This is a genomic window from Cyclobacterium xiamenense (assembly GCF_042140265.1).
Classification (GTDB): domain Bacteria; phylum Bacteroidota; class Bacteroidia; order Cytophagales; family Cyclobacteriaceae; genus Cyclobacterium; species Cyclobacterium xiamenense_A.
Genome location: NZ_CP159481.1, coordinates 2,482,422 through 2,503,808, shown reverse-complemented (window position 1 = coordinate 2,503,808; position 21,387 = coordinate 2,482,422). Strand labels below are relative to the sequence as shown.

Genomic DNA, 21,387 nt, shown 5'->3' with positions numbered 1-21,387 from the left:
AATCCTAATAAATGCGGGACTGAAAAAAATAACATTTCGTCGACCAAGCTGGGCCCGGATACAAAAAAATAACGCGAACCTGTTACCTAACCGATCCACACAGGTGCTTGATTTGCTCGGAAAATTAGTTGTATAACAAGACAGAGGCCCTACCTGTCGCCTATTTTTTGCCGATCAATTACTTAAAACCGAACGAAACCCTGCGAGATACCCTGCAATGTAGGCAGCTTGCGCGGCACGGGTTTCCTCGCCAAAGTGTACATGATCGATAAAACGGTCGTTACCCAAATTCCCGGTAAATCCATGCAAGTCTATGATTGGAACATTCCTGGAGGTAAATACCACATCGGCCACTGCATTGTATACCGCTACATCGGCCGCATACCGATGAAAGGATTGCTGCCTGGAATTGTGGGTCTCATCGTCTACCGGGGTTGTACGTATCCAGGCCATACGGATCCCCCTTTCTTCCAATAGGGCATAAATTTGCTCCAGGTTCCTCCGATAGTCGTCCAGGGAAACCTGCTTCTCACCGGTTTGTACATTGGTTTTGATATCGTGCAGCCCGCAATTAATCAGCATCAAATCCGGGCGGAATGCGGGGTCTTTCACCTTCTCACGAAGGTAGTCCAGTACCATACCCGAGTCTCCTCCATTCGCTCCGGCGGGCTGATCCAGATTGGAGGAATCCGCCCCCTCGTTCCGTTTCCTGTCATAGTCCCATGTTCCCTGCAGGTACTGTTCCAGAAAGGGTCCATACTGCATGGAAATGCTGTCGCCAATGACAAACACTGCCGGTAGCTGCCGACTCACCGAAGCGGTTAGCAACAGAACCCCCAAAAAGACTACCGATAGTTTGCTTATTTTTATTCCGATCGTTCCCATACTAGTTACGTTTCTACTCCCATTTCGATGCATTTGCACACCGGGTGTTGTTCTTTAGCGTAGCGTTTTCCGTGACGCCACCATTTTTTCATCTGGTGGGGATCGAAAATCAAGGAATTTTCCGTCAGCACCGCCGGCGGGTAATAGAAATTAAGCTTTACCCTACGCTTTTTCCCCAGTAGCTCTCCGATTTTGATATCGTCGGAGGAGATTTGATCCAACATAAAATCAAAGGCCCTGGTGGTAAGTTCCAGCGCATTCCGAACCGGGCGTTTCATTTCCCGTCCCGCCCGGGCCTTCAACACGATTACGTCAACCTCGTTGGCCCCCCGGTAGATGGCCTCTGAAATGGGTACCAGATCCGCAAATCCCCCATCCGCGTATTCACAACCGTCTTTTTCCAGCAGGCTCATGAAGGGGATTAAATTGGACGAAGCCCAAATCCACTCGCAGAAATCGTCGTAGCTACAGTCCTTAAGTCGTTTGTATTCCACCGTATTGGTGCTAAGGTTGGAAACCGTGATGTAAATCTCTGCTGTATTGGATTTCATCCGGTCAAAATCCTTCGGAGTAATGATTTTCTTGATCAAAAGAAACAGGTTTTTGCTTTCTCCGAAGGTTTTTTTTCCCTTCAAAAACATCTTTAGCGTACTGAAATGGTTGATCCGGGTTTTGAATACGCCGTTCTTTTTGGAGATAATAAAGGGATTGGTGCTGAATATACAATCCTGCGTTACCGATGTGTAAATGGCCTTAATCTTTTCAATCTCGTTGATGGACAACAGCGGTACCAATAGACTCCCTGTCGAGGTCCCCACAAAAATATCGTACTTAATCTGACAATCCCGTATCAGGTATTCGGCAATGCCGCCCCCAAAGGCTCCTTTGCTGCCTCCGCCAGATATAACCAATGCACGTTTTGTTTCCATACTCGCTTCCTTATTGGACGATTTCCACCCGAATATTTTCCAACAGAATTTCTGAAAGTAATTCAAGGGATCCGGCTTCGTATAGGGCCTGTATTTCCTCTAAAGGGACGGTCTCGTCTGCTGGTTTGTAATTGTCGTAATCCTGAAACAAGATTCCGGAAATCTCCCGTTGGTTTTTGGCCTTTCGAAAACGCAAGCCTCCCCCGTCCGTATGGTACGTGTAGGCCAAATAATCCATGCGAAAGTTTTCCTTGTTGATCCAGTACAAGAACTCGTCCTCGTAGTCTTCGCCTCCTCCGTTTTTCTGAAAGGTCACTTTGATTAGTTCATAGCTGTTACCTTCCAATTGCGTCTCTCCCAAATAGGATTTGATTACAGCCGAATCATTCAATCCATACGGCAGAAAGGCAAAATAGGCGACGGAATTAACCGAATTGGAATAGGCGTTGCGGTCTTTGTCGGACAAGCTGACCGCTTTCCCATTGATTTCTCGGGTAAACCCTTCGTTATCCAATACATCCACTACCTGACCGGATTCGTCGGAAAAGGATCGGACGTACCGAAACCGCTGCGGAGATTTGGCTATCTCGTAGGACCTGTCGCGAAAATCAAACCGAATAATAGCTGATTCGAACAAAGCACCTCCGTGCGTTGCAATGGATTGATCAATGATTTTTTCCGCGTCGGTTTTGGAAGAACAGGCGATCCAGCCAGTCAGCAGGATCCAGCCGCAGAGCAGGTATTTTACGAAGAGAATCGTTGGTGTTTTCATTTTATCAAATTATGCTAATATTAACCATTTACTCGGAATTATCACAACGAATTGCCAGTAGAAGCAGTCGACGGGGAAAGGCTGCGCCGGTTGGCAAGGTAGCGAAAGACGGCAATCAGTCCCACGATTCCCAGCACCAGGTATTCGACCAGGACTATGGGCATGGACTCGTTGTACTGCGGCGTGGCATAGACGTGGTAGGAAAGAAACACAAGACCGCTCCATGCAACAAACATGTGGTTAGCCGTTAACGCACTGATCCCCAACGCTGGTATCAGGTACCAGGGATGAACAGTAGTCTGAAGCAGCAAAAAAACCAGGTACATCCATACCATCTTGGATACAAGTGCCTCTCGTGTAAACGTACGCTGGTACAGACCCATGGTCAGCAAAGACACCGCCGCCACTCCCTGGAGTACCGGCCCCACGTAGGCGATGGGATTATAGTCCACAAAATAGCCCGCAAGAGCCCGAATCAGGTAGTATACCGAAGCGTTGAATTCGAACTTGCTTTGGTAGAGCCGGAAACTCTGGTAAAAATTTTCGCCTCCGCCTGAAATCAGTACGGGACTTAAGAGCAGCAAAACAGAGATTACCGCTACCAGGGTGAATTGCCAAAATTGCTGCTTGCGCCAGAAGCGAATCCAAACCGGGGCCAGCAGCACCGGGGTCAATTTCATCCCAATGCTCGCCGCCCAGCTGAACCCAGCCCAGTGCGGTTTTTTCATATCGTAGGCATATATGGCCAATAGCAGGCCGGTCAACACCCATCCTTCAAAATGGAGATTTCCTGTAAGCTCCAGAATCACCAGCGGATTGAAGGCATACCAGGAAAGGCGGTAGGCTGGCATGCGCCAACGAAAAAGCAGCTTTTGAATCAACCAAAGGTTGATTGCCTCGGCCACCAATACCATTACCCGCAGGGCAAGTACATTGAGGAACAGGTTTTCCCCTGTCAAGGCTGCCAACCAGAAAAAAAATTGATGTAAAGGAGGATAGAGGGAAAAGTATTCCGGAGAATTCATCCGTTGCAGCAGGGTTTCCCAATACGGGTTATCCGGCAGTAGCCCGGAGTGCCGGACTGTTGTGGGTAATTCCAGGTAGGGGTTGATTCCTTCTACCAGCAATTGCCCGTCAAACAAGTACCGATAAAAATCATCCGATAATTCCGGCCAGGCGCCTATAAGAAGCATGCGTAATCCCATGGCCATGCTTACCAGTAAAACGAGCGAAAAGGCTCGCTTCTTTTGCGCAGAAAGCAGGTAAAGATAACTTAGAAAGGACAACGTGTACAAGCCTAGCAGGACTGGAAAATCCGTTCGTGGAACTCCATAAGCGATTCCAAGCAGCCCGATGGCAATCCCCGTAAAACCCAAAAATGTTTTCAAATGGACACCAATTAGGGGGCGAGATTCAATTCATTTCGTAAAAATTCATCCTCCAGCGCATTTCGGTTCCAATAATCAATGACCTTCATCCCTTTGCGGGTAGCTTTGGTAATCTCTTTTTCACCGTTTTCTTTGGTATGCGTTTCCTGCCAGCCCAATATGGCGTAGGGAAACTCCTTTTCAAAGTCAATGGTCAATTCCCTGCGGTCGGAACTATACGTGACCTCCAATTGCCGGCGGGCGTCGCTGATATCCCGTAGCCGGATAAATGCTTCTTCGGCCTTGAAATCCGAATGAGTCAATCGCTGATAGATGAGGGAAGGCCACATTTGTACACTGCCCGTCGGTATCAGATCGGGCTGAATACGAATGAGGTTCCATAGGTCGTCTTCCGCCATGCCCTCGAGGGAAAAACTTTTATCTCCCTCCGATTCGAAATAGGAAAACAGCTCTCCCGAATAGGAGTCCCCTCCGGATAAACTCGCCTGGGCAAATGCCTGTCCGCACCATTCCTGAGAGGATACCGTAAACTTCAGGCCCTGAGATGCTTCTTTGGTAGGGGTGAATGCCGAAAGCATCATGTGATAGGGATAAATACCGGTTATAAAATCCCTGGTTTGATTCATCTTGATTACAGAAATTTTATCCCTGCCCGCAGCACCCGGATCATCCAGCTTGACCTGCTTACTTCGGGAAAAATCCTCGGTTACAAAAATCAATACGGCTTCTCCATTGCGTGGTTCTCCGTAGCGGTACTGCACCAAATCAAAACTACTAATCTCGGCCGTTTCCTGAAACCAATAGTCACCCCAGGCGTCAAAATCCACCCCCTCTCTTTCGGGGCGGCTGCAGGAAACAGCCCATAGAATTCCAGTAAACAAGAGCAGTCGATGTTTCATAATGGATCATTTTTAATGGTAATTTAACGAAAAAACCGGACAGTAGCCGTGCGCCGGTTGTTCGATTCGGAAAATGCTAGCGGTATTTCCACAAACTCCATAAAATTTTATATCCGGCACCCACCACACCACGCAAGGTGCCACTCACCTTTGATTTTCCAATCCGTTGCCGGTAGGTGACGGGAACCTCGGTGTATGTTAAGCCGCTTTTCACTGCCTTTAGCTGCATTTCAATGGTCCAGCCGTAATTCTCGTCCTCCATGTGCAAAGCGAGCAATTTATCCCAACGTATGGCGCGAAAAGGGCCAAGATCCGTGAAATTCGCCGAAAACAGCTTGCGCATGAGACGGGTGGCCAGCCAGTTGCCAAAAACCTGGGGCAGTGTCATGGAACCCCTCTCTCGCTGGCCCCTTGCCCTCGAACCGATGACCAAATCGTATCCATCACGAAGCAAGGGAGCCAGGAGCATTTCCATCTCCTCCGGATAGTCGCTATAGTCCGCATCAAGAAATACCAAAACATCCGGGGGAACCGGCTGCTGCTGCAAATAGGCCATACCTTTCAAACAGGCCTTGCCGTATCCCATGGTGGGTTCGTCTAGTACTATCGCACCTGCAGCCGCAGCTACCTTTCGGGTATCGTCGTTTGAATTATTATTTACCACCACCACGTTCCGGACCAAGTCCGGAATGTCACCAATTACCTTACCCACTGCATTTTCTTCGTTAAATGCAGGTATAATGACATCTATATTTACGGTACTTTCTTTTTCGATCGTCATGAAGCTTTACGTTTATAAGGGGTCAGGGTCCCTTGCAATTCGGTTTGGACAGGAATTCTTTGGAAGCGCTGGACTACGTTCGCTCCGGCCCAATTTACCCATTGCCTCAGGCAAAAGCGCGTAAAACAGGCAGTAGCGGGGCCTCGACAGACGCGGGTGTCAGCCCGAGGCCGGGCGCCCGATGCTTCGAAAGGAGGCCAAACTTACCATGCCAAATCCGGATGCCAGCATGGCATGGAAAAGAATCATCTCGTAGGTTCCTGTGTAAACGGACAGCCCAACTACCAACAGAAAAAACAAGGCAAGCACTCCCTCCACATAGGCGGTAAGCGGCACGTTCTGTAAATGATAGGCATTGCCAAACCAGCCCTTTTCCTTCCCGGTTACATTGTATTTGGGTGTGCGGATAAATGGTGATTTGATACCGGTAAGTCCCTCCCATACGGCCTGTCCGTTGTGAACCGATAGTCCCATCGAAACCGAGAGAAAAACGGGCAGTTCCCAAAGATAGCGAAGGAATCCTTTCCTGGAATAGCCCGCCAACTGCAAATTGGCGAAGAAATAAACGGCGGCGATCAGCACAAAACCCACCAGAAAAAGCGCTGCTGCCTTAAAGAATTCCGCAGGAATGAGCCCCTGATAAAAACCCCACCAGACCGGCAAACTGCTGAGGCTAACCAGCAAAATGGCGAGGAACAACAGGGAATTTAACAAATGGGCTGTGGCATGGATTTTCACGGCGAGGGGAAAGGGACCTTTCACCACCTGCTTCAAGTGTTTGACAGCACATTCGGCGCCCCCCTTGGTCCAGCGGAATTGTTGCGACTTGATCGCCGACATCACTGGGGGCAACTCGGCTGGCGAGACCACGTCCGGACGGTACAAAAATTTCCAGCCCTTTTGCTGGGCACGGTAACTTAGGTCCAAATCCTCGGTAAGGGTATCTGCCTCCCAATCACCCGCGTCCAGAATACAGGATTTTCTCCAAATGCCCCCGGTGCCATTAAAATTAATGAACGCATGTTGCGCATTTCTTCCCATTTGCTCCACCATAAAATGAGCGTCCAACGCAAAGGCCTGCAGCCGGGTAAAGAGGGAATAATTCTCGTTCAAATGTCCCCATCTCGATTGCACCATACCTATTTCCTTGTCGGTAAAGTGGGGGACCGTTTTCAGTAAAAATTTAGGATCGGGCACAAAATCGGCATCAAAGATCGCCAGCAACTCACCGGAAGAAGCAGCTAATCCCGCCTTCAAAGCTCCGGCTTTGAATCCGGTTCTTTCCTCACGTTGCAAATGATGAATAGGCAGGGCCGGATAGTTTGGCAAGGCTGCACGTATTAAATCGGAAGTTTCGTCCGTACTATCATCCAGGATTTGAATTTCCAACTTATCAGAAGGATATTCCAGGCGGCAGACTGCATCGATTAGCCGCTGAACCACATATTTTTCGTTAAATACCGGCAGTTGTACCGTGACTTTCGGTAGGGTCGGATCGAAGATGGAGGCTTCAGGCACCTCATTTTTCTTGAAGCGGAAGAAATGCCAGAGCAGGTTTGCCTGGGCAAAACTGTATAACAGAATAAAGGTCATGGCCAACCCATATATTCCCAAAAACAAATAAATCCACATGATTACGCGTTCAAATTAATCGAATCGTTCCCGATGATAATTGGCATGTCGTTTATTCTTCCGGATTCCTTGTCGTTCTCCAACTTTAGCACGCCGCGGGGACAAACGGCCGAACAGACGCCGCAACCCACGCAGGAAGCCCTTACGATATTTTGCCCCCGTTGCGCGTACCAGCGCACGTCAATACCCATTTCGCAATAGGTAGAACAATTTCCGCAAGAGATGCATTGCCCCCCATTCGTCGTGATCCGGAACCGGGACTTGAATCGTTGTACCAACCCCAAATAAGCGGCCAGAGGACAACCGAAACGGCACCAGACCCGGTTCCCCATAAAGGGATAAAATCCGGTTCCGATAACCCCCGCAAAAGCCGATCCAATCGCGAAACCGTAGAGGGAATGGAGTTGATCGGTGGCTTGACCTAGCAGCCCAAATTCCATGAAATAATTGAGTAGGGTAACCCCCGTTACGACTACGGCAAGCACCAAAACTCCATGCACCAGGTACCGTTCAATTTGCCAGGATTTCAGGGATTTATCGGACAATTGCCGGTACGGATCTCCCAGCGTCTCCGCCAGCCCTCCGCAACCGCAAACCCAGCTGCAGTACCAGCGCTTGCCATAAAAATAAGTGATCAGGGGTACGCCAACGACGATGAGCAGAATCCCCCATACCAGCATAAACATACCCAGCGCTCCGGAATTCAACATGCCATCAAGCCGATATTCATAGAAAAAGGTATAATCCAGAGGCCAGATGTTTTTAAAATCATGCCAGGGCATATTAAATAAAACCAGAATCTCAGGTATCAGAAAGGCGAACGCGAGCTGAAAAAACATAACCGATAGGGTTCGAACGGTTTGGTATTTATTTCCTTTGTATTTGCGAAACATCCGAACACCCATCACAAGAATTGCCAGCGTATACACCAATCCGTAAAGAAACCATTGACTGGCAGGTGCCCCGGACAAGGCCTGGCTCAAAGGGTCCACCATGATTACCAAATTGCTCAGGTAGGCAGGGTACCAATACAGCACCACATAAAACACAATCAGATAAGTTCCGGTCAATATACCCAACCAACCCCGGGCCTTCATGGAAGAAAAATAAATGCCATCGTTTTTGATGCCTGCCGGTTCATTTCGATACAGGGGCACTGTATACAGCAAGCCACCAAGCACCGTCAAGCCCACGGAAAGCGCCAGAAAAAGCAGTGGATGCGCAGGTACCGGCCCCCGCGAAGCTATCTTTGTCAAGGGAAAGGCATAGTCGTCCCAAATTACCCGATCCCATTTTTCCTCTGCTTTCAGGGAATCGTTGTGGGCCTTCACGTATCCATTTAGATCGTTGATAAAGCCAAAAGGTGACCCATAGGACGCCCCGTACATGGGAGCCAACAGGTCGACCATCACCTCGCGGTGTCTTTCTTTGGTTACCTCTTCTACCATCGTGGATTCCATTTTCCAACTTCCCAAAAACGGGACCACCGTAAAAACCACCAGGCCTGCCACAACCAGTACCAATCCGGTATTTTGAATGAATTTCATGCCCTTGAACCGATTAATCGTTGAATAAGTGACCTTTTGGGGAGGGCAATGGATGTTCCCTTTTCCCGATTGTAGGCCTTGACAAGCTCTTTCTGCAAATCCCGGTAAAACTCGGGGTTGAAATTGGCCTGATCCAGGCGGGAGATAACCCGATCTGCCAGCCATCTTTCCCGGATTGCCCGGTCAAAAAAGACATGCCGCATTCGCCAACCAAACGCGTTGATTCCCAGAAGCTGATCCCCACGTGTAAAAAGTAGTCGCAAGGCAACGTTGCCCGAGGCGTCTTCCCAATAAAAGGACCATTCTCCATCTCGGGGTTCGGCCGGGATATGTCCATAGGTCTGGTACTCCAGGTCAAAAAATTTTGCCGAATTGAACCAAATGCCGGGTTTGTAAGGGACCGGATTTTTGCTGGTAAGGTTACGCGCCAGAGTCTCTCCGTGCATGCGTCCCGTGTACCATACCTGTTCGATGGTTTTTCTGTCGGGTCCCGGAGGAGTTTTAAATTCCGTACAATCGCCAATAGCATAGACATCCGGAAGATTGGTTCTAAACCACTCATCCACCAGAATGCCCCGATTCGTTGCCAATTCTGAACCCCTGAAAATGCCTATATTGGGACTTACTCCCGCTGTCAAACCCACAAACTCGCATTCGATGCGTTTACCGGCACTTGTTTCCACAGCTTTTACCCGACCCGTACCGTCATCTACAATGGAAGACAATTCGGTTTCCAACTGAAGATCGACACCATGCCCGCGTATGTGCCGACCTACCAGTTCTGCCTCTTCTTTTGGAAGTACGTTGTCCCAAAATCCCTTTTCCCGAACCAGGAATGTCACCGGAATTTTTCTTGAGCAAAACATTTCCGCCATCTCCACTCCGATAAGCCCTCCTCCCACAATTACCGCGTGGGAAATCGAAGGCGTTTGTTTTTCCATGGACAACAAATCCTGGTAGCTGTACAAACCCTGCACACCGTCTAGCTCTTGACCCGGCCAGCCGAATTTATTGGGTTTGGAACCAGTCGCCAGGATCAATTTACCGTAACTCATCTGCTCGCCATTTTGAAAGTGCAGCTGGCGGTTGGTAAAATCCACCTGCCGTACCCAAGCGAATTTTAGCTGAATGCCGTTCTTCTCCCAAAAATCATCTGCATAGGGCTTGGTATGCTCGTATTTCATGTGCCCCATGTAAATGTACATCAGCGCAGTCCGAGAAAAGAAATGCTTGGTTTCTGCAGAAATAATGGTGATCGAGACCGCTCGGTCCTTCTTTCGAATATTTCGCGCGCAAGTTACCCCTGAAATACCATTGCCTATAATTACGATGTGGTTGTTTTTTTCAGTCATGGAGAAAAGCCCTTGCCTGTATCTGTTGAAATTGAACAAATCTACTACCCTAGCAGACGGAGTGCTGTCCATTGCCTGACAAGTTGGTTAAAAAAATCATCAATTAAAAAAGAAAGCAATGACTGCAGAAAAAATCCTCTTTGAGTGGTCAGGACAGGTTAGGAAAAACAATCGTGAACTCGGTTCCCTTTCCAGGTTTACTCTTTACATCTATTTTTCCACCGAGTGCGGTGACATGGGCGTGCACCAGGTAAAGGCCAATTCCCTGGCTTTCTTTGTGTTCATGAAATTTTTGGTCAAAACCAAATATTTTTGATTTTACCTGTTCCATATCCAATCCCAATCCGTTGTCCTTGACTGAAAGTCGGGTAGTTCCATTTTTTTCGAAAGATCGAATTTCTATCAGGGGCTTGGTTTTTGGCCTGCTGTACTTGATCGCATTCGAAATCAGATTCAGTAGAATGCTCTCCAGATACATCCGATTAAAAACTACCTGAGGAACGGCCGAGAAATCAGGCAGAAGCACCGCACCTGAATTTTCAATAAGTGATTGAATCGCAACCGTGGTCCGGGAATAAACGTCTTTCAGGGAAAGCCTCTCTACCCGTACTTGAACCGCATCATCCCGCTTCAATGTCGTCAGAAAAGTATCCAACATCTGTTTCAAATTCTCTGTAGATTGACGCAAAAGATCGACCAATTCAAGCGTCTCCGCATCCTTTATGCGATCGGTTTCCATCAATTTGAATACCGCTAATAAGTTATTGACGGGAGAGCGTAAGTCATGAGAAGTGGTGAAGGTGAGTTGTTTGAGCTTATCGTTCGTTTGGGTAAGGTACCGGATCCACTCGTTTTTCTTTAGTTCGATCTCTTTTTTCGCCGTAATGTTCCGAGCAATCGCATAAACCAACCCGTTTTCCGGCACAGGAAAGGAGGTCCACGAAAGCCATAGCACTTCTCCCTTTTTGGTTAGGTAGCGGTTCTCGAAATTCTTTAGCGGCGTCCCCTGGATGGTATTTTTCCTAATTTCGGCCGTAGCCAAACTGTCTGCTCCGTATACAAACGTACTAATCGGGTTTGAATACAATTCGCCCGTATCGTAGCCCAGGAGCTTTTTAAACGAAGGACTAACTTTCTTGAAATAGCCATCGTATCCGGCGATACAGAACAAGTCTGGTGAAAACTTAAAAAACAAATCCAAATTGTAGTCTGTATCCTTCAACACGCCTTCTGAATCTTTGACCATATTCCCTCTCACTAATATAATGAAAAAAACAATTCTATCGCATTTCAAATCAACTTTGCAATATCCAGGAGAAGTTCTCGTTTGATCGCCTCCAGTCTATTTCTCCTACCTACAAAAACAATTACTGCGCCAAAAAACGGTCCTCTTGGCAAAAAAACAAACCGTTTTACCTAAGTATGCACAAAAGTGTATTTTACCCCAAAGAATTTACTGCTGAAAATGGGATTTGATTTATTCATTTTTTCGCCAGCAAATCCGAAATTGGCACAATCTGAAACGTCATGTGCGCCTGACTACTCTCGTACAAAATACCTACATGGTTTTCGTCTACCGTACTTAGACAAGAATATCCCCAACCTTTTTCTTCGTCCAATAAAACCTGAGCCGATGCTGGCCAGGACATACCTCCATCTTCGCTTGCCTTCAAGCTAATATTGTAGCGCCCATCCGTCGCCGCCGGATTAGAGAATAGTAACAAACCCTCAGAAAACCGGTACAAACTGGCCATGCAAATGGGCTCAATCAAACTCTTTCTGCTCGTCGGATGCTCTTCCCAGGTCCTACCTAAATCCCGGGTAATCGCCACAGACCTGGCGCCTCCACGGTCGTCCCGCATGTTGAGCATCAAGCTTCCATCTGCCAACTCCACCACTTGGGCCTCTGTGGTATTGGGTTTGGCACCCGTACCTACTTGCCAGGTTTTGCCCCTATCCTTGCTGAAAATAAGGGTGCTGTGAGGTGTTTTTTCGGCATCCTTATACTGGGCAGCAAAAACAAGCGTCCCGTCTTTCAAGGTTATCCCCTTACCCGGGCCATTGAAAAACAGCTGCCAGGAAGGGTCTTTCATCGGTTCGGTGATATTGATCGGATCGGACCACGTCCTACCATCGTCTTCTGACTTGACCAACATCAATTGTCCGGTCTCCGTCGGATCCAATCCCGGTTCGGAACTGTTCCATGCGGCAGTTTCTGGCTTTCCATGCATCCATAAGGCAACCACCCAGATGGTGCCCGACTGCTCGTCCACCAAAATGGCGGGGTCTCCAATCCCGTTTTGCTCCTCGGGCAATCCTCCCCATTCTCCCATATCCATGATTATTTTCATCGGTTCCCAGGTCTTACCACCGTCCGTGCTGCGACTCAAGCCGACATCAATGTCTCCTTGCAAGTCGGAGGAATTGGCATGCCGAACGTCATAAACGGCCAACAGCGTGCCCACCTTGCTAGTGGCCATGCCGGGGATCCGAAAAGCGGCAACCCCATCGTCCCCTGCATCCCTAAGCGCTTTACCGATGCGATAGGGAAGAAAAGGTTTGGAAACGACCGGCGTTTGCCGGGTACCTGATAGACCGATGTAAGGTATTTCCACCGAAAAACGCCCTGTCAGATCACATTCAGATCCCATTTTTACCTGAATATCCAGGTGCTGATCTCCCATTAGCAGGGATTCTTTTTCCGACAGGTCCCAACTCTTCCCATCCTCGGAAAAGGCGCCCGACAGTAGTTTTTCTCCCACACCCTCCTGTACCAGAATGACTCTAACTGCTTCGGGTAAGACAGATCCCTCCAAAGAAATCTTTACGTCCGTGAGTTCCTGTGCCCCCGGCAGGTCCATGTTGATTCGGGCAATGCCCGTAAACCGATCCTGAAGAACCGGTACGTATACCTGCTCCAAACTGGCATGATCCGCAGGAGGGAAGCTGGATTTGCCGTTACAATTCACGAAGAAAATCAAAGCCGATAGCCATAGGCCGAACGCTGTTTTGCTAATTAAAGGTAAGGCGTACGTTTTTGAAGGATCCGGTTCATTCATTTTCATTCCGAAATAATGGCCATTCTGTCGAATGTTTGGTAAATAAAAAAAAGCTAAGCTAAAATAGGAGAAATTTCCGATACTTACTAACCTAAGAAAGGTAATCCCTCGATAAAGAAATTAAACCATCAACTAACCGGGAAACCATTGAAGCATTCCCTCTACCTGCAAACCTAAAACGATCCGGTGTAAACCCTTCTGTCTTCACAGGGTGGAATGGATGTTTTTAGTTATCTGAAAGCGCGTCTATCAAATCAAAAAAGCCTTGTCTGATCAATTCGCTTTCCAGTGCCTTTAATTGCTGCCCGCTGAGGGAAGCCACCGGCGCCCGAAAGGAGCCACAATCGAGCCCGGACAACTTTAACAGGGCTTTTCCTGCGGCTGGCCCACCAAAGCTTCCGTAGAGGTGTACAAAATCGATGGATTTTTCCTGCAGGTGCAAGGCCTTTTCCATGTTACCCGCATCAAAGGCTCGCTGAATGGCCCGATACAAGGGTGCTGCAAAATTATACGTGCTCCCCACAGCTCCTTTCGCTCCCATGGAAAGCCCGGCCAGAAAGATTTCGTCCCATCCCCACAAGGCATCCCACCTGCCGGAGTTGAATCGGAGACATTGGTTAAATTCCATTAAGTTGTGATGCGTATACTTGATTCCCGCAAAGTTGGGGATTTTACCCTCTACTTGCTCCAGCAGGGCCAACATGGAAAGTTCCACCCGGGTGAGCAGGGGTATGTGGTAGAAATAGAAGGGAAGGCTTTCTGCAGCCCCCGCAATCGGCGCGAGGTAATCCACGAGCTGAGTTAGCTCCGCGGGGCGAAAATAATACGGTGCGGTCACCGCCGTGCCGGATAAGCCCCATTCCTGGGCTTTTCTTCCCAATTGAACTGCCTCTTGCTGAGAGGTGCCGCCCAGCATGGCGATGACCTTGAAGTCAGGGGTTTGCTCTTTCGCCCATACTTCCATTAGTATCGATTTCTCGAGAAAAGTGAGTGAGGATCCCTCGCCGGTGGTGCCGTTAATAAATGCTCCCCGAATTCCATTCTTTTGTAAAAACCGGGCGTACCTGGGGATGAGATCAGTAGCCAGATTCCCCCGCTTATCAAACGGAGTAAAAGTAGCGGCAATAAGTCCGGTGATTTTTTGAAAATGCATGGGTTTTTTGGGGCCAAGGTAACCGATTGCCCTGAAAAAACAAATACCCATCTTCCACGATAAACGGGGGCTTTTACAAGCCTGCTGGCTACCCCTTCTGCTATTCAATCCCCCACCCCAGAAAAAGCGGCCTCTCCCTGCCAACCGTAGCTGCAAAAATTCATCCCGGCTGCAGGACTCCTCCAAACAGTCCGCTTCAACGCTGTTTTTAACTGAGCGCAGGTTCAACCTTCGTCCAACTCGTTTTCCAAACGCTCCAAGGTGGACGACACCTCGTTTTCAAGTTTATCGAACTCTTTTTTGATTTGTTCCTTTCGTTCTGAAGCAGCCGCTTGAAATTCCCTCGCCTTGATTTCGAGGTCTTGAATCCCTTCGTCTATTTTCGCCAGGTACCGATTGACTGCGGAGTCCGTGGGCTCAAGTTGATTTTCTTCGAGTTGTTCCCGGAGTTGGTTCGCCTCTTTCTTGAGTCCGGCGGTTTCCTCGGACAGTTCTTTTTGGGTCATGGAAACGGTTTCCCTTACGTTTTCCCGTACATCTCCTGTTAGTTCCTCAAGTTCGTTTTCGGTTTCGGAAATGTTTTCCCTTGCCGATTGTTGACTACCGCAACTGGTAAACACCAAAGTCAAGGCAATTCCGACGGTTACATACATGCTGGTACATCTCATGGTATATACTGTTAATCTATTTACTTATACATCATTCCGGTTGCGAATCGCCTGGTACTACAATGGCTATTGTCTCCGCAACCGACACATCTGATCCAAAAAAAATGCCAAACTCAATACTTTTTTTCCGGAGTCCGGAAGCTTTGCTTGCAGATTCTTGAATTTCGTCCGCCGAATTTGTACTTTACTACACCAGGTGGTAAAAACAACGAATCACATGAATAAAAAGCTATACCGATCCACTGAGAATAAAGCGATCGCTGGCGTTTGCGGCGGACTGGCTGAACATTTAGGCTGGGATGCCGATAGGCTACGAATCGGGTACGTGATACTCTCACTGCTAAGTGCTGCGTTTCCGGGGTTACTGGTTTACCTCGTATTGTGGTTTGTCATCCCCGAAAACCCCACCCCGAGCTAAATCGTCTATTTCGATGGGAACTTGAACAAAACTTTTGAACATATCGCTCTTTTTTAGCGTTCCTATGGAGAAATTAAAAGATCGACACCGCATGAATTATTCGATACAGTACATCGCCGGGCTGCTTGCCTTAGTTACCTTTAGTTTTTCCGCCTGCCATGCATCGAATCAGTCGGAGGAAAAAACGGTGGAGGAAGAGACAGTGACCTATCAGGGAAAAACCGAAAAAGCCACTTTTGCCGGGGGTTGTTTCTGGTGCATCGAATCGCCCTATGAGGGCATCGATGGGATCCTGTCGGTGGTATCTGGCTACGCGGGAGGTAAGGAAAAAAATCCCACGTATGGGCAAGTCTCCTCCGGACAAACCAGCCACAAAGAAGCCGTACAAGTGACCTTCGATCCGGACGTAATCAGCTATACCGAAATCATCGATATATTTTGGAAACTTTTTGACCCGACCGACGCGGGTGGAAGTTTTTACGACCGTGGCAGCCAATACGAGTCCGCCATCTTTTACCACAATGCGGATCAGAAAAAAGTAGCAGAAACAAGCAAGAAAGCGTTGGACGAGGCGGGAATTTTTGAAAAGCCAATCGTCACACCCATTGTAAAGTTTACGAATTTTTACCCGGCAGAAGCCTATCACCAGGATTACTACAAGAAGAAGCCAAAAGACTACAAAGCCTACCGTACCGGTTCAGGCAGAGATCGCTTTATCGCAAACTACTGGGAAGTACCTTCGCAAGAAATGTACAAACGGCCCTCTGACAGTGAATTAAAGGCCCGGCTGACCAACCTTCAATACCAGGTAACGATGGAGGACGCAACCGAGCGCGCCTTTACCAATCCCTATAATGAAAATAAAGAAAAAGGCCTGTACGTTTGCATTGTTTCCGGAGCACCCTTATTTAGTTCACGTGATAAGTACGAATCTTATTCAGGCTGGCCAAGTTTCACCAAACCCATCGATGCCCGCTACCTTGAAAAGCCGATAGATCGAAGTCTGGGAATGGTTCGGGTGGAAGTGCGTTCGAAGTTTGGAGACTCACATCTCGGACACGTGTTCAACGATGGGCCGGAACCAACCGGATTAAGATATTGCATGAATTCTGCCGCCATGAAGTTTATCCCATTAGCAGATATGGAGCGCGAGGGCTATGGCAATTTCATATATGCAGTGGAATAATTGATCAAGGTTCAGTTCCTGCCGGTTCACTCAACTGCAGTTTATTGAATCCATTTGTTGATAAACTGAAGGAAGTTGTCTTTATACCCTTCCCCCACCGTAATGGTGACGATCCCCATGTTCACCGTACTTTTACTAATGGACTGAATGTGGTCCAGCGAAATGATGTAGGATCGGTGGACACGCATGAAGTGCTTCTCTGGAAGCATTTCTTCCATGGCTTTTAATGTGGTTAAAGACAGAAGCGGGGAATTTTTCCCGGAAAGATGCACCTTTACGTAGTCCTTGTACCCTTCCACCAATACAATGTCTTTGAGTAAGACCTTTACCAATTGGTATTCCACCTTTAAAAAAATGTAATCGTCGGGGGCGCTACTTGTTTGCCTGCTGTTGTTTTCAAAATACCGGAGCGCTTTCTGGCTGGCGGTCAGAAATTCTTCGTAGCTAAACGGCTTGAGCAGGTAATCCAGCGCATCTACTTTGTAGCCCTCGATCGCAAATTGGTTGTAGGCGGTTGTAAAAATTAATTTTGGAGAGGGTTTTCCTTTCCTTCCTTCCAACACCCGAGCCAATTCCATGCCGGTCAAATCCGGCATTTGGATATCGAGAAACATCAATCCTATTTCGTGGGAGTTGATATAAGCCAAGGCTTCCAAAGCACTATCAAACCTTGCTTCCAGCTGCAAAAAGCCAGTTTTCTCCACAAATTTACAAACCATATCCAGCGCTAAGGGCTCGTCATCGACTACGACACACTTGATTTTCATGCCAGATCCAGCGTTAAATGCACACGGTATTCATTGAGGGAATTGTGCTGATCCATGGTAAGCTGATGCTTTTTTCCATAAATCAATGCCAATCGCCTTTTGGTATTGCTAAGGCCTATACCACTTCCCATACTTTCTTTGCTATTAGGATTGGCAGGTACAATGGTATTCCGGGTCTGCAGGTGCAACAATTTATTTTGTTGCGTAATTGAGATTTCGATTTTACTTTCCTTTTGGGCACTGATGCCGTGTTTGAAGCAATTTTCTATAAACGGCAACAAAAGCATGGGGGCAATGGGTAAGTCCTCCACATTGTCCTGGATAACAATGTCCAGTATCACTTTTTCTGAAAGGCGCAGACGCATCAATTCGATGTAATCTTTGATAAAATCCAATTCCTTGCCGAGAAGGGTGAGGTCTTTATCGGTCTCGTAGAGCACATAGCGCATCATCCGCGAAAGCTTGAGCAATGCTTGTTGGGCTCGGTCTACGTCGACGGTAGTCAGCGCGTAGATGTTGTTAAGGGTATTGAAGAAAAAATGCGGATTGATTTGTGCTTTGAGATAGGACAGTTCGGAGGATACCTTTTCCTGCTCCATTTGTTGCCGTAAGGCCAGGTCGGCCTGCCATTTCTGAACGGCCACCACGCTGGTGCTGATACCGAATCCGAAAAGAAGCAGCAACACCGTAAACATGTCGTAGCTAAAATTTCGGGGTCTCGGTTCATAGGGAACGTTGGGACGGAAGGCATAATGCATCAGTTCGGGCAAATTGACGAGGTTTTCGTACTGGATGATCAAAATTAGACTTAAAAAAGTGAAGCCAAAGGCGATGAGGACGAAAAGCAGGTTTTTTCCCTTAAAGAGGATCTTAGGGACCAAAAGCTGCATGTTCAAATAAAACAGGACTATTAGAAACAGCAAGACCAGGCCTTGTTTGAACCAATATTCCACCGGGAGCTCCACTTTCCAGGAGAGCGGACTGACCACAAAAATAACGATGGCAATAAAAATCCAGGCCAATACATGGATAAGTAGGGTAATTCTTTTGGATTGATTTGAGTAAGTCATACGCGTACATTGGGAGCGAATTATCCTGGTTGGATAGCCGTTGCCAGTATAAACATAAAGTAAAGAAAAGGAAAGAACCAAAAGAATCTACCAAAATACGGAATTAGCCGTCCAATCCGGTGTGCGGCTCTACCAAAACAAATCCGGACAGGTCAAAAAATATTGGTCCGATATTTTCCCGGTTTTGTCGATGGTTCCCGGCTACCTATCTATTGTATTTTTTTTAATCTACGTAATGTTTTTCATTTGTTTCGGATATTAAATCAACCGTTAGTTTACACAATCTACTTCCATAATGAAAAGGCTATTTAATTTACTTGTTTGTGCGACACTCTTTCTGGCAACAGCCAATCTGGAGATACATGCACAAGGAAACGCAGAAAAAAAGGAATTTAAAATTTCCGGAAAAGTACTGGATAAAGAGTCCGGGGAGCCGGTTCCCTATGCAACGGCCCAATTGAAGGAGGCCGGTACCGATGTCACCGTAGCCGGTGGCGTGGCAGACGATGCCGGAGAATTCTTTTTTAACGTAAAATCGGCCGGAAGGTACAAGGTAGAACTAAGCTACGTAGGGTACGACCCAATAACGCGGGAAGACATCGAAGTCGGTCCGAATACCCCAAACGTATTTTTGGGAAACCTCATTATTCAAGAATCCTCGGTTGCCTTGCAGGAGGTTACCGTTCAAGGCCAGCGAAGCCTTATCGAGGAAAAGGTGGATCGAACCATTTACAATGCGGAAAACGATAAAACCACCATCGGCGGAGATGCCTCCGATGTACTGCGTCGGGTACCCATGCTTACGGTAGACCTGGACGGCAATGTTTCGATGCGGGGAAGCAGCAATATTCTGGTATTGATTGACAACAAGCAATCGGCCATTGTCGCCAACAATATTGCCGACGCATTGAAGCAAATTCCTGCCGAGGAAATAAAATCCGTGGAAGTGATCACCTCCCCATCGGCCAAATACGATGCGGAAGGAACTGGTGGAGTCATTAATATCGTCACCAAAAAGAACAAACTGCAGGGTGCCTCCTTGAATATCAACACCAGCGCAGGAATAAGAGGGTCGAACCTTGGCCTGAACGCCGCCTTGAAGAAAGGAAAAATGGGTTTCTCCCTGGGTGGGTTTGGCCGAGCCGGATACAATATTCTGGGAAGCTTTGAAAACGAACAAACACTTCTTGCTGCTGACAGACCTGCCACGCGCATTTTACAAGCGGCCGATACCCGAAATAACATGATGTTTGGTCGGTATAATTTTGGATGGGATTACGAAATCAATAAGTACAACTTCATGACCACTTCCGTGAGTTTTGGGTTGAGAAACATGCGGATGAAACAAGATGAACTAACCACCGAAACCTATGTGGAAGACATGCTGGTGAGTGAATTACTTAGGGATGTCACCACCGACAACCTTTCCAATAGTCTGGACGTGAGTTATAATTATACACGAACTTTTGAGAAAAAAGGTAAAGAGTTTAGCATCTCTGGTTTGTACAGCCGAAGTGACCGGACCAACGACTTTGTAAATAGCCTTTACAACGATTCGTTTGATCAGATCGTGAGCCGGTTAAAAAACGACAACAGCAATCTCAACGAAGAATTCACTGTACAAGTAGACTACGTAACGCCCATGGGGTCGGATGACCAGCAAATATTGGAATATGGAGCAAAAAATATCCTGAGAAAAGCGGTCAGTGATTTTGCCTACTTCCGTGCAGAAGGGCCGAACGCTGATTTTGAGGAGATTGATGACGTGAACCTTTCCAATCAATTTACATACGACCAAAACGTAACGGCCGGGTACCTGTCCTATACCCTTGGATTCCTGGAGCATTATACGCTAAAGACCGGTCTGCGCTACGAATACACAAATATAGAAGCGGACTTTCGCTCTTCGGAGCTCCCCGCAGAAATCCCCTCTTATGGAACGCTGGTGCCTAACATGAACTTTGGTCGAAAATTGGGCAATGGAAACATGCTGAAAGCAGCCTACAACCGCAGAATACAGCGACCATCGTTAAACTTCCTGAACCCAAACATCGAAGCGGCCAACCCCCAGCAAATCACACAGGGAAACCCGGTTTTGGATCCGGAACTTACGGATAACTACGAGCTTTCCTACAGTACATTTATCAACGGTACTTCGCTGAATTTCACTTCGTACCTGCGAAATACCACCGGGTCCATACAGCCGGTACGGACGGTGCAGGATGATGACATTATCTTTACCACGTATGAGAATATTGGAAACGAGCGTGCGTATGGGCTGGGAGTCTTCTCCAATATCAATGTCTCGGGCAAATTCTCCCTGAACGGCTCTATAGACACCTATTACGCCCAACTGGATAATGGATTGGAAGATCCGCAGTACGCGGCACAAAACGAAGGCTTTGTGGTCAGTGGCCGACTATTTGGTAACTACACACTACCCAATGACTGGCAACTACAGGCCTTCAGCTTCTACCGGGGCCGACGGGTGCAATTGCAAGGTTCTGCTGGTGGCTTTGGTATCTACAGCTTGAGCATCAACAAGCAATTTGCCGAAAAACGTGGCAGCATTGGATTTGGTGCCGAAAATTTCTTTACCACCGAATTTCGAATCAGAAACGAATTAATCACGCCCACCATCATGCAGCAAAGCATTACAGGCATGCGAAACATGAATTTCAAAGTCAACTTCTCCTACCGCATTGGGAAATTGAGCGTTGACGGCGGCCGCAGGAAAAAACGCGGCGTCACCAATGAGGACCTGAAGGAAGGTGATGGCGGCGGTGCCGGGGGTGCCATGATGAATGGACCCAATTAATCCGACGGCTTGAAACACCGCTAACGGAAGTTAATTCTCTCAATTAACAGAACCCCGGCAACT

Annotated in this window: 18 protein-coding genes; 3 read left to right on the top strand and 15 right to left on the bottom strand. The window is 47.7% G+C overall.

Annotation, left to right across the window (positions count from 1 at the left end):
* Positions 1–174: 174 nt before the first annotated feature.
* From ABWH99_RS10625 to ABWH99_RS10565, 13 genes are all read right to left on the bottom strand, one after another.
* The gene (locus ABWH99_RS10625; protein WP_375586254.1) at positions 175–885 is read right to left on the bottom strand and encodes an SGNH/GDSL hydrolase family protein; all 711 of its coding nucleotides are present in this window, start codon (positions 883–885) and stop codon (positions 175–177) included.
* Positions 886–890: 5 nt separating this feature from the next.
* Complete coding sequence (locus tag ABWH99_RS10620; protein ID WP_375586253.1) at positions 891–1,814, bottom strand: patatin family protein; 924 nt, start codon at positions 1,812–1,814, stop codon at positions 891–893.
* A 10-nt stretch (positions 1,815–1,824) separates the two neighbouring features.
* A complete protein-coding gene (locus ABWH99_RS10615; protein WP_375586252.1) occupies positions 1,825–2,586 on the bottom strand; it encodes a DUF6503 family protein in 762 nt (253 codons plus the stop codon).
* Between the two features lie 41 nt (positions 2,587–2,627).
* A complete protein-coding gene (locus ABWH99_RS10610; RefSeq protein WP_375586251.1) occupies positions 2,628–3,974 on the bottom strand; it encodes a carotene biosynthesis protein in 1,347 nt (448 codons plus the stop codon).
* 11 nt (positions 3,975–3,985) lie between these two features.
* Positions 3,986–4,873 carry a hypothetical protein gene (locus tag ABWH99_RS10605; protein ID WP_375586250.1) on the bottom strand — a complete coding sequence of 296 codons (888 nt, stop codon included), beginning with the start codon at positions 4,871–4,873 and terminating at the stop codon, positions 3,986–3,988.
* Between the two features lie 76 nt (positions 4,874–4,949).
* A complete protein-coding gene (locus ABWH99_RS10600) occupies positions 4,950–5,654 on the bottom strand; it encodes a glycosyltransferase family 2 protein (RefSeq protein ID WP_375586249.1) in 705 nt (234 codons plus the stop codon).
* A gap of 159 nt (positions 5,655–5,813) precedes the next feature.
* Positions 5,814–7,289 carry a glycosyltransferase gene (locus ABWH99_RS10595; protein WP_375586568.1) on the bottom strand — a complete coding sequence of 492 codons (1,476 nt, stop codon included), beginning with the start codon at positions 7,287–7,289 and terminating at the stop codon, positions 5,814–5,816.
* Positions 7,289–8,833, bottom strand: coding sequence for a 4Fe-4S binding protein (locus ABWH99_RS10590; RefSeq protein WP_375586248.1), 1,545 nt, complete (start codon positions 8,831–8,833; stop codon positions 7,289–7,291). The genes ABWH99_RS10595 and ABWH99_RS10590 overlap by 1 nt, the downstream gene beginning before the upstream one ends.
* Entirely contained in the window at positions 8,830–10,185 is a 1,356-nt protein-coding gene (locus tag ABWH99_RS10585; RefSeq protein ID WP_375586247.1) for an NAD(P)/FAD-dependent oxidoreductase, read from the bottom strand. Before ABWH99_RS10585 ends, ABWH99_RS10590 begins: the two co-directional genes overlap by 4 nt.
* 148 nt (positions 10,186–10,333) lie before the next feature.
* Positions 10,334–11,431, bottom strand: a complete 1,098-nt coding sequence (locus ABWH99_RS10580) for an ATP-binding protein (RefSeq protein ID WP_375586246.1) — start codon at positions 11,429–11,431, stop codon at positions 10,334–10,336.
* Positions 11,432–11,666: 235 nt separating this feature from the next.
* The gene (locus ABWH99_RS10575) at positions 11,667–13,250 is read right to left on the bottom strand and encodes an exo-alpha-sialidase (protein WP_375586245.1); all 1,584 of its coding nucleotides are present in this window, start codon (positions 13,248–13,250) and stop codon (positions 11,667–11,669) included.
* A 220-nt stretch (positions 13,251–13,470) separates the two neighbouring features.
* On the bottom strand, positions 13,471–14,397 hold the full coding sequence (locus ABWH99_RS10570; protein ID WP_375586244.1) for a dihydrodipicolinate synthase family protein: 927 nt from the start codon (positions 14,395–14,397) through the stop codon (positions 13,471–13,473).
* 224 nt (positions 14,398–14,621) lie between these two features.
* On the bottom strand, positions 14,622–15,065 hold the full coding sequence (locus ABWH99_RS10565; protein WP_375586243.1) for a hypothetical protein: 444 nt from the start codon (positions 15,063–15,065) through the stop codon (positions 14,622–14,624).
* A 217-nt stretch (positions 15,066–15,282) separates the two neighbouring features.
* On the opposite strand from ABWH99_RS10565, the gene ABWH99_RS10560 reads away from it, so the two are divergent.
* Positions 15,283–15,483, top strand: coding sequence for a PspC domain-containing protein (locus ABWH99_RS10560; protein ID WP_375586242.1), 201 nt, complete (start codon positions 15,283–15,285; stop codon positions 15,481–15,483).
* 202 nt (positions 15,484–15,685) lie between these two features.
* Positions 15,686–16,669, top strand: coding sequence for a peptide-methionine (R)-S-oxide reductase MsrB (msrB, locus tag ABWH99_RS10555; RefSeq protein WP_375586567.1), 984 nt, complete (start codon positions 15,686–15,688; stop codon positions 16,667–16,669).
* A 41-nt stretch (positions 16,670–16,710) separates the two neighbouring features.
* Here msrB and ABWH99_RS10550 read toward each other — a convergent pair whose 3' ends face one another.
* Together ABWH99_RS10550 and ABWH99_RS10545 are read right to left on the bottom strand one after the other, a co-directional pair.
* Complete coding sequence (locus ABWH99_RS10550) at positions 16,711–17,436, bottom strand: LytR/AlgR family response regulator transcription factor (RefSeq protein WP_375586241.1); 726 nt, start codon at positions 17,434–17,436, stop codon at positions 16,711–16,713.
* Complete coding sequence (locus ABWH99_RS10545) at positions 17,433–18,506, bottom strand: sensor histidine kinase (protein WP_375586240.1); 1,074 nt, start codon at positions 18,504–18,506, stop codon at positions 17,433–17,435. The genes ABWH99_RS10550 and ABWH99_RS10545 overlap by 4 nt, the downstream gene beginning before the upstream one ends.
* A gap of 295 nt (positions 18,507–18,801) precedes the next feature.
* Between ABWH99_RS10545 and ABWH99_RS10540 the strand changes: the two genes are divergently transcribed.
* Positions 18,802–21,324 (top strand): TonB-dependent receptor domain-containing protein, encoded by a 2,523-nt coding sequence (locus ABWH99_RS10540; RefSeq protein WP_375586239.1) that lies wholly within the window; start codon positions 18,802–18,804, stop codon positions 21,322–21,324.
* The last annotated feature ends 63 nt before the right edge of the window (positions 21,325–21,387 follow it).

Coding starts and splice junctions, on each gene's coding strand:
- ABWH99_RS10625 (WP_375586254.1), bottom strand. CDS start 885: ATGGGAACGATCGGAATAAAAATAAGCAAACTATCGGTAGTCTTTTTG.
- ABWH99_RS10620 (WP_375586253.1), bottom strand. CDS start 1,814: ATGGAAACAAAACGTGCATTGGTTATATCTGGCGGAGGCAGCAAAGGA.
- ABWH99_RS10615 (WP_375586252.1), bottom strand. CDS start 2,586: ATGAAAACACCAACGATTCTCTTCGTAAAATACCTGCTCTGCGGCTGG.
- ABWH99_RS10605 (WP_375586250.1), bottom strand. CDS start 4,873: ATGAAACATCGACTGCTCTTGTTTACTGGAATTCTATGGGCTGTTTCC.
- ABWH99_RS10600 (WP_375586249.1), bottom strand. CDS start 5,654: ATGACGATCGAAAAAGAAAGTACCGTAAATATAGATGTCATTATACCT.
- ABWH99_RS10590 (WP_375586248.1), bottom strand. CDS start 8,833: ATGAAATTCATTCAAAATACCGGATTGGTACTGGTTGTGGCAGGCCTG.
- ABWH99_RS10585 (WP_375586247.1), bottom strand. CDS start 10,185: ATGACTGAAAAAAACAACCACATCGTAATTATAGGCAATGGTATTTCA.
- ABWH99_RS10580 (WP_375586246.1), bottom strand. CDS start 11,431: ATGGTCAAAGATTCAGAAGGCGTGTTGAAGGATACAGACTACAATTTG.
- ABWH99_RS10575 (WP_375586245.1), bottom strand. CDS start 13,250: ATGAAAATGAATGAACCGGATCCTTCAAAAACGTACGCCTTACCTTTA.
- ABWH99_RS10570 (WP_375586244.1), bottom strand. CDS start 14,397: ATGCATTTTCAAAAAATCACCGGACTTATTGCCGCTACTTTTACTCCG.
- ABWH99_RS10565 (WP_375586243.1), bottom strand. CDS start 15,065: ATGAGATGTACCAGCATGTATGTAACCGTCGGAATTGCCTTGACTTTG.
- ABWH99_RS10560 (WP_375586242.1), top strand. CDS start 15,283: ATGAATAAAAAGCTATACCGATCCACTGAGAATAAAGCGATCGCTGGC.
- ABWH99_RS10550 (WP_375586241.1), bottom strand. CDS start 17,436: ATGAAAATCAAGTGTGTCGTAGTCGATGACGAGCCCTTAGCGCTGGAT.
- ABWH99_RS10545 (WP_375586240.1), bottom strand. CDS start 18,506: ATGACTTACTCAAATCAATCCAAAAGAATTACCCTACTTATCCATGTA.
- ABWH99_RS10540 (WP_375586239.1), top strand. CDS start 18,802: ATGAAAAGGCTATTTAATTTACTTGTTTGTGCGACACTCTTTCTGGCA.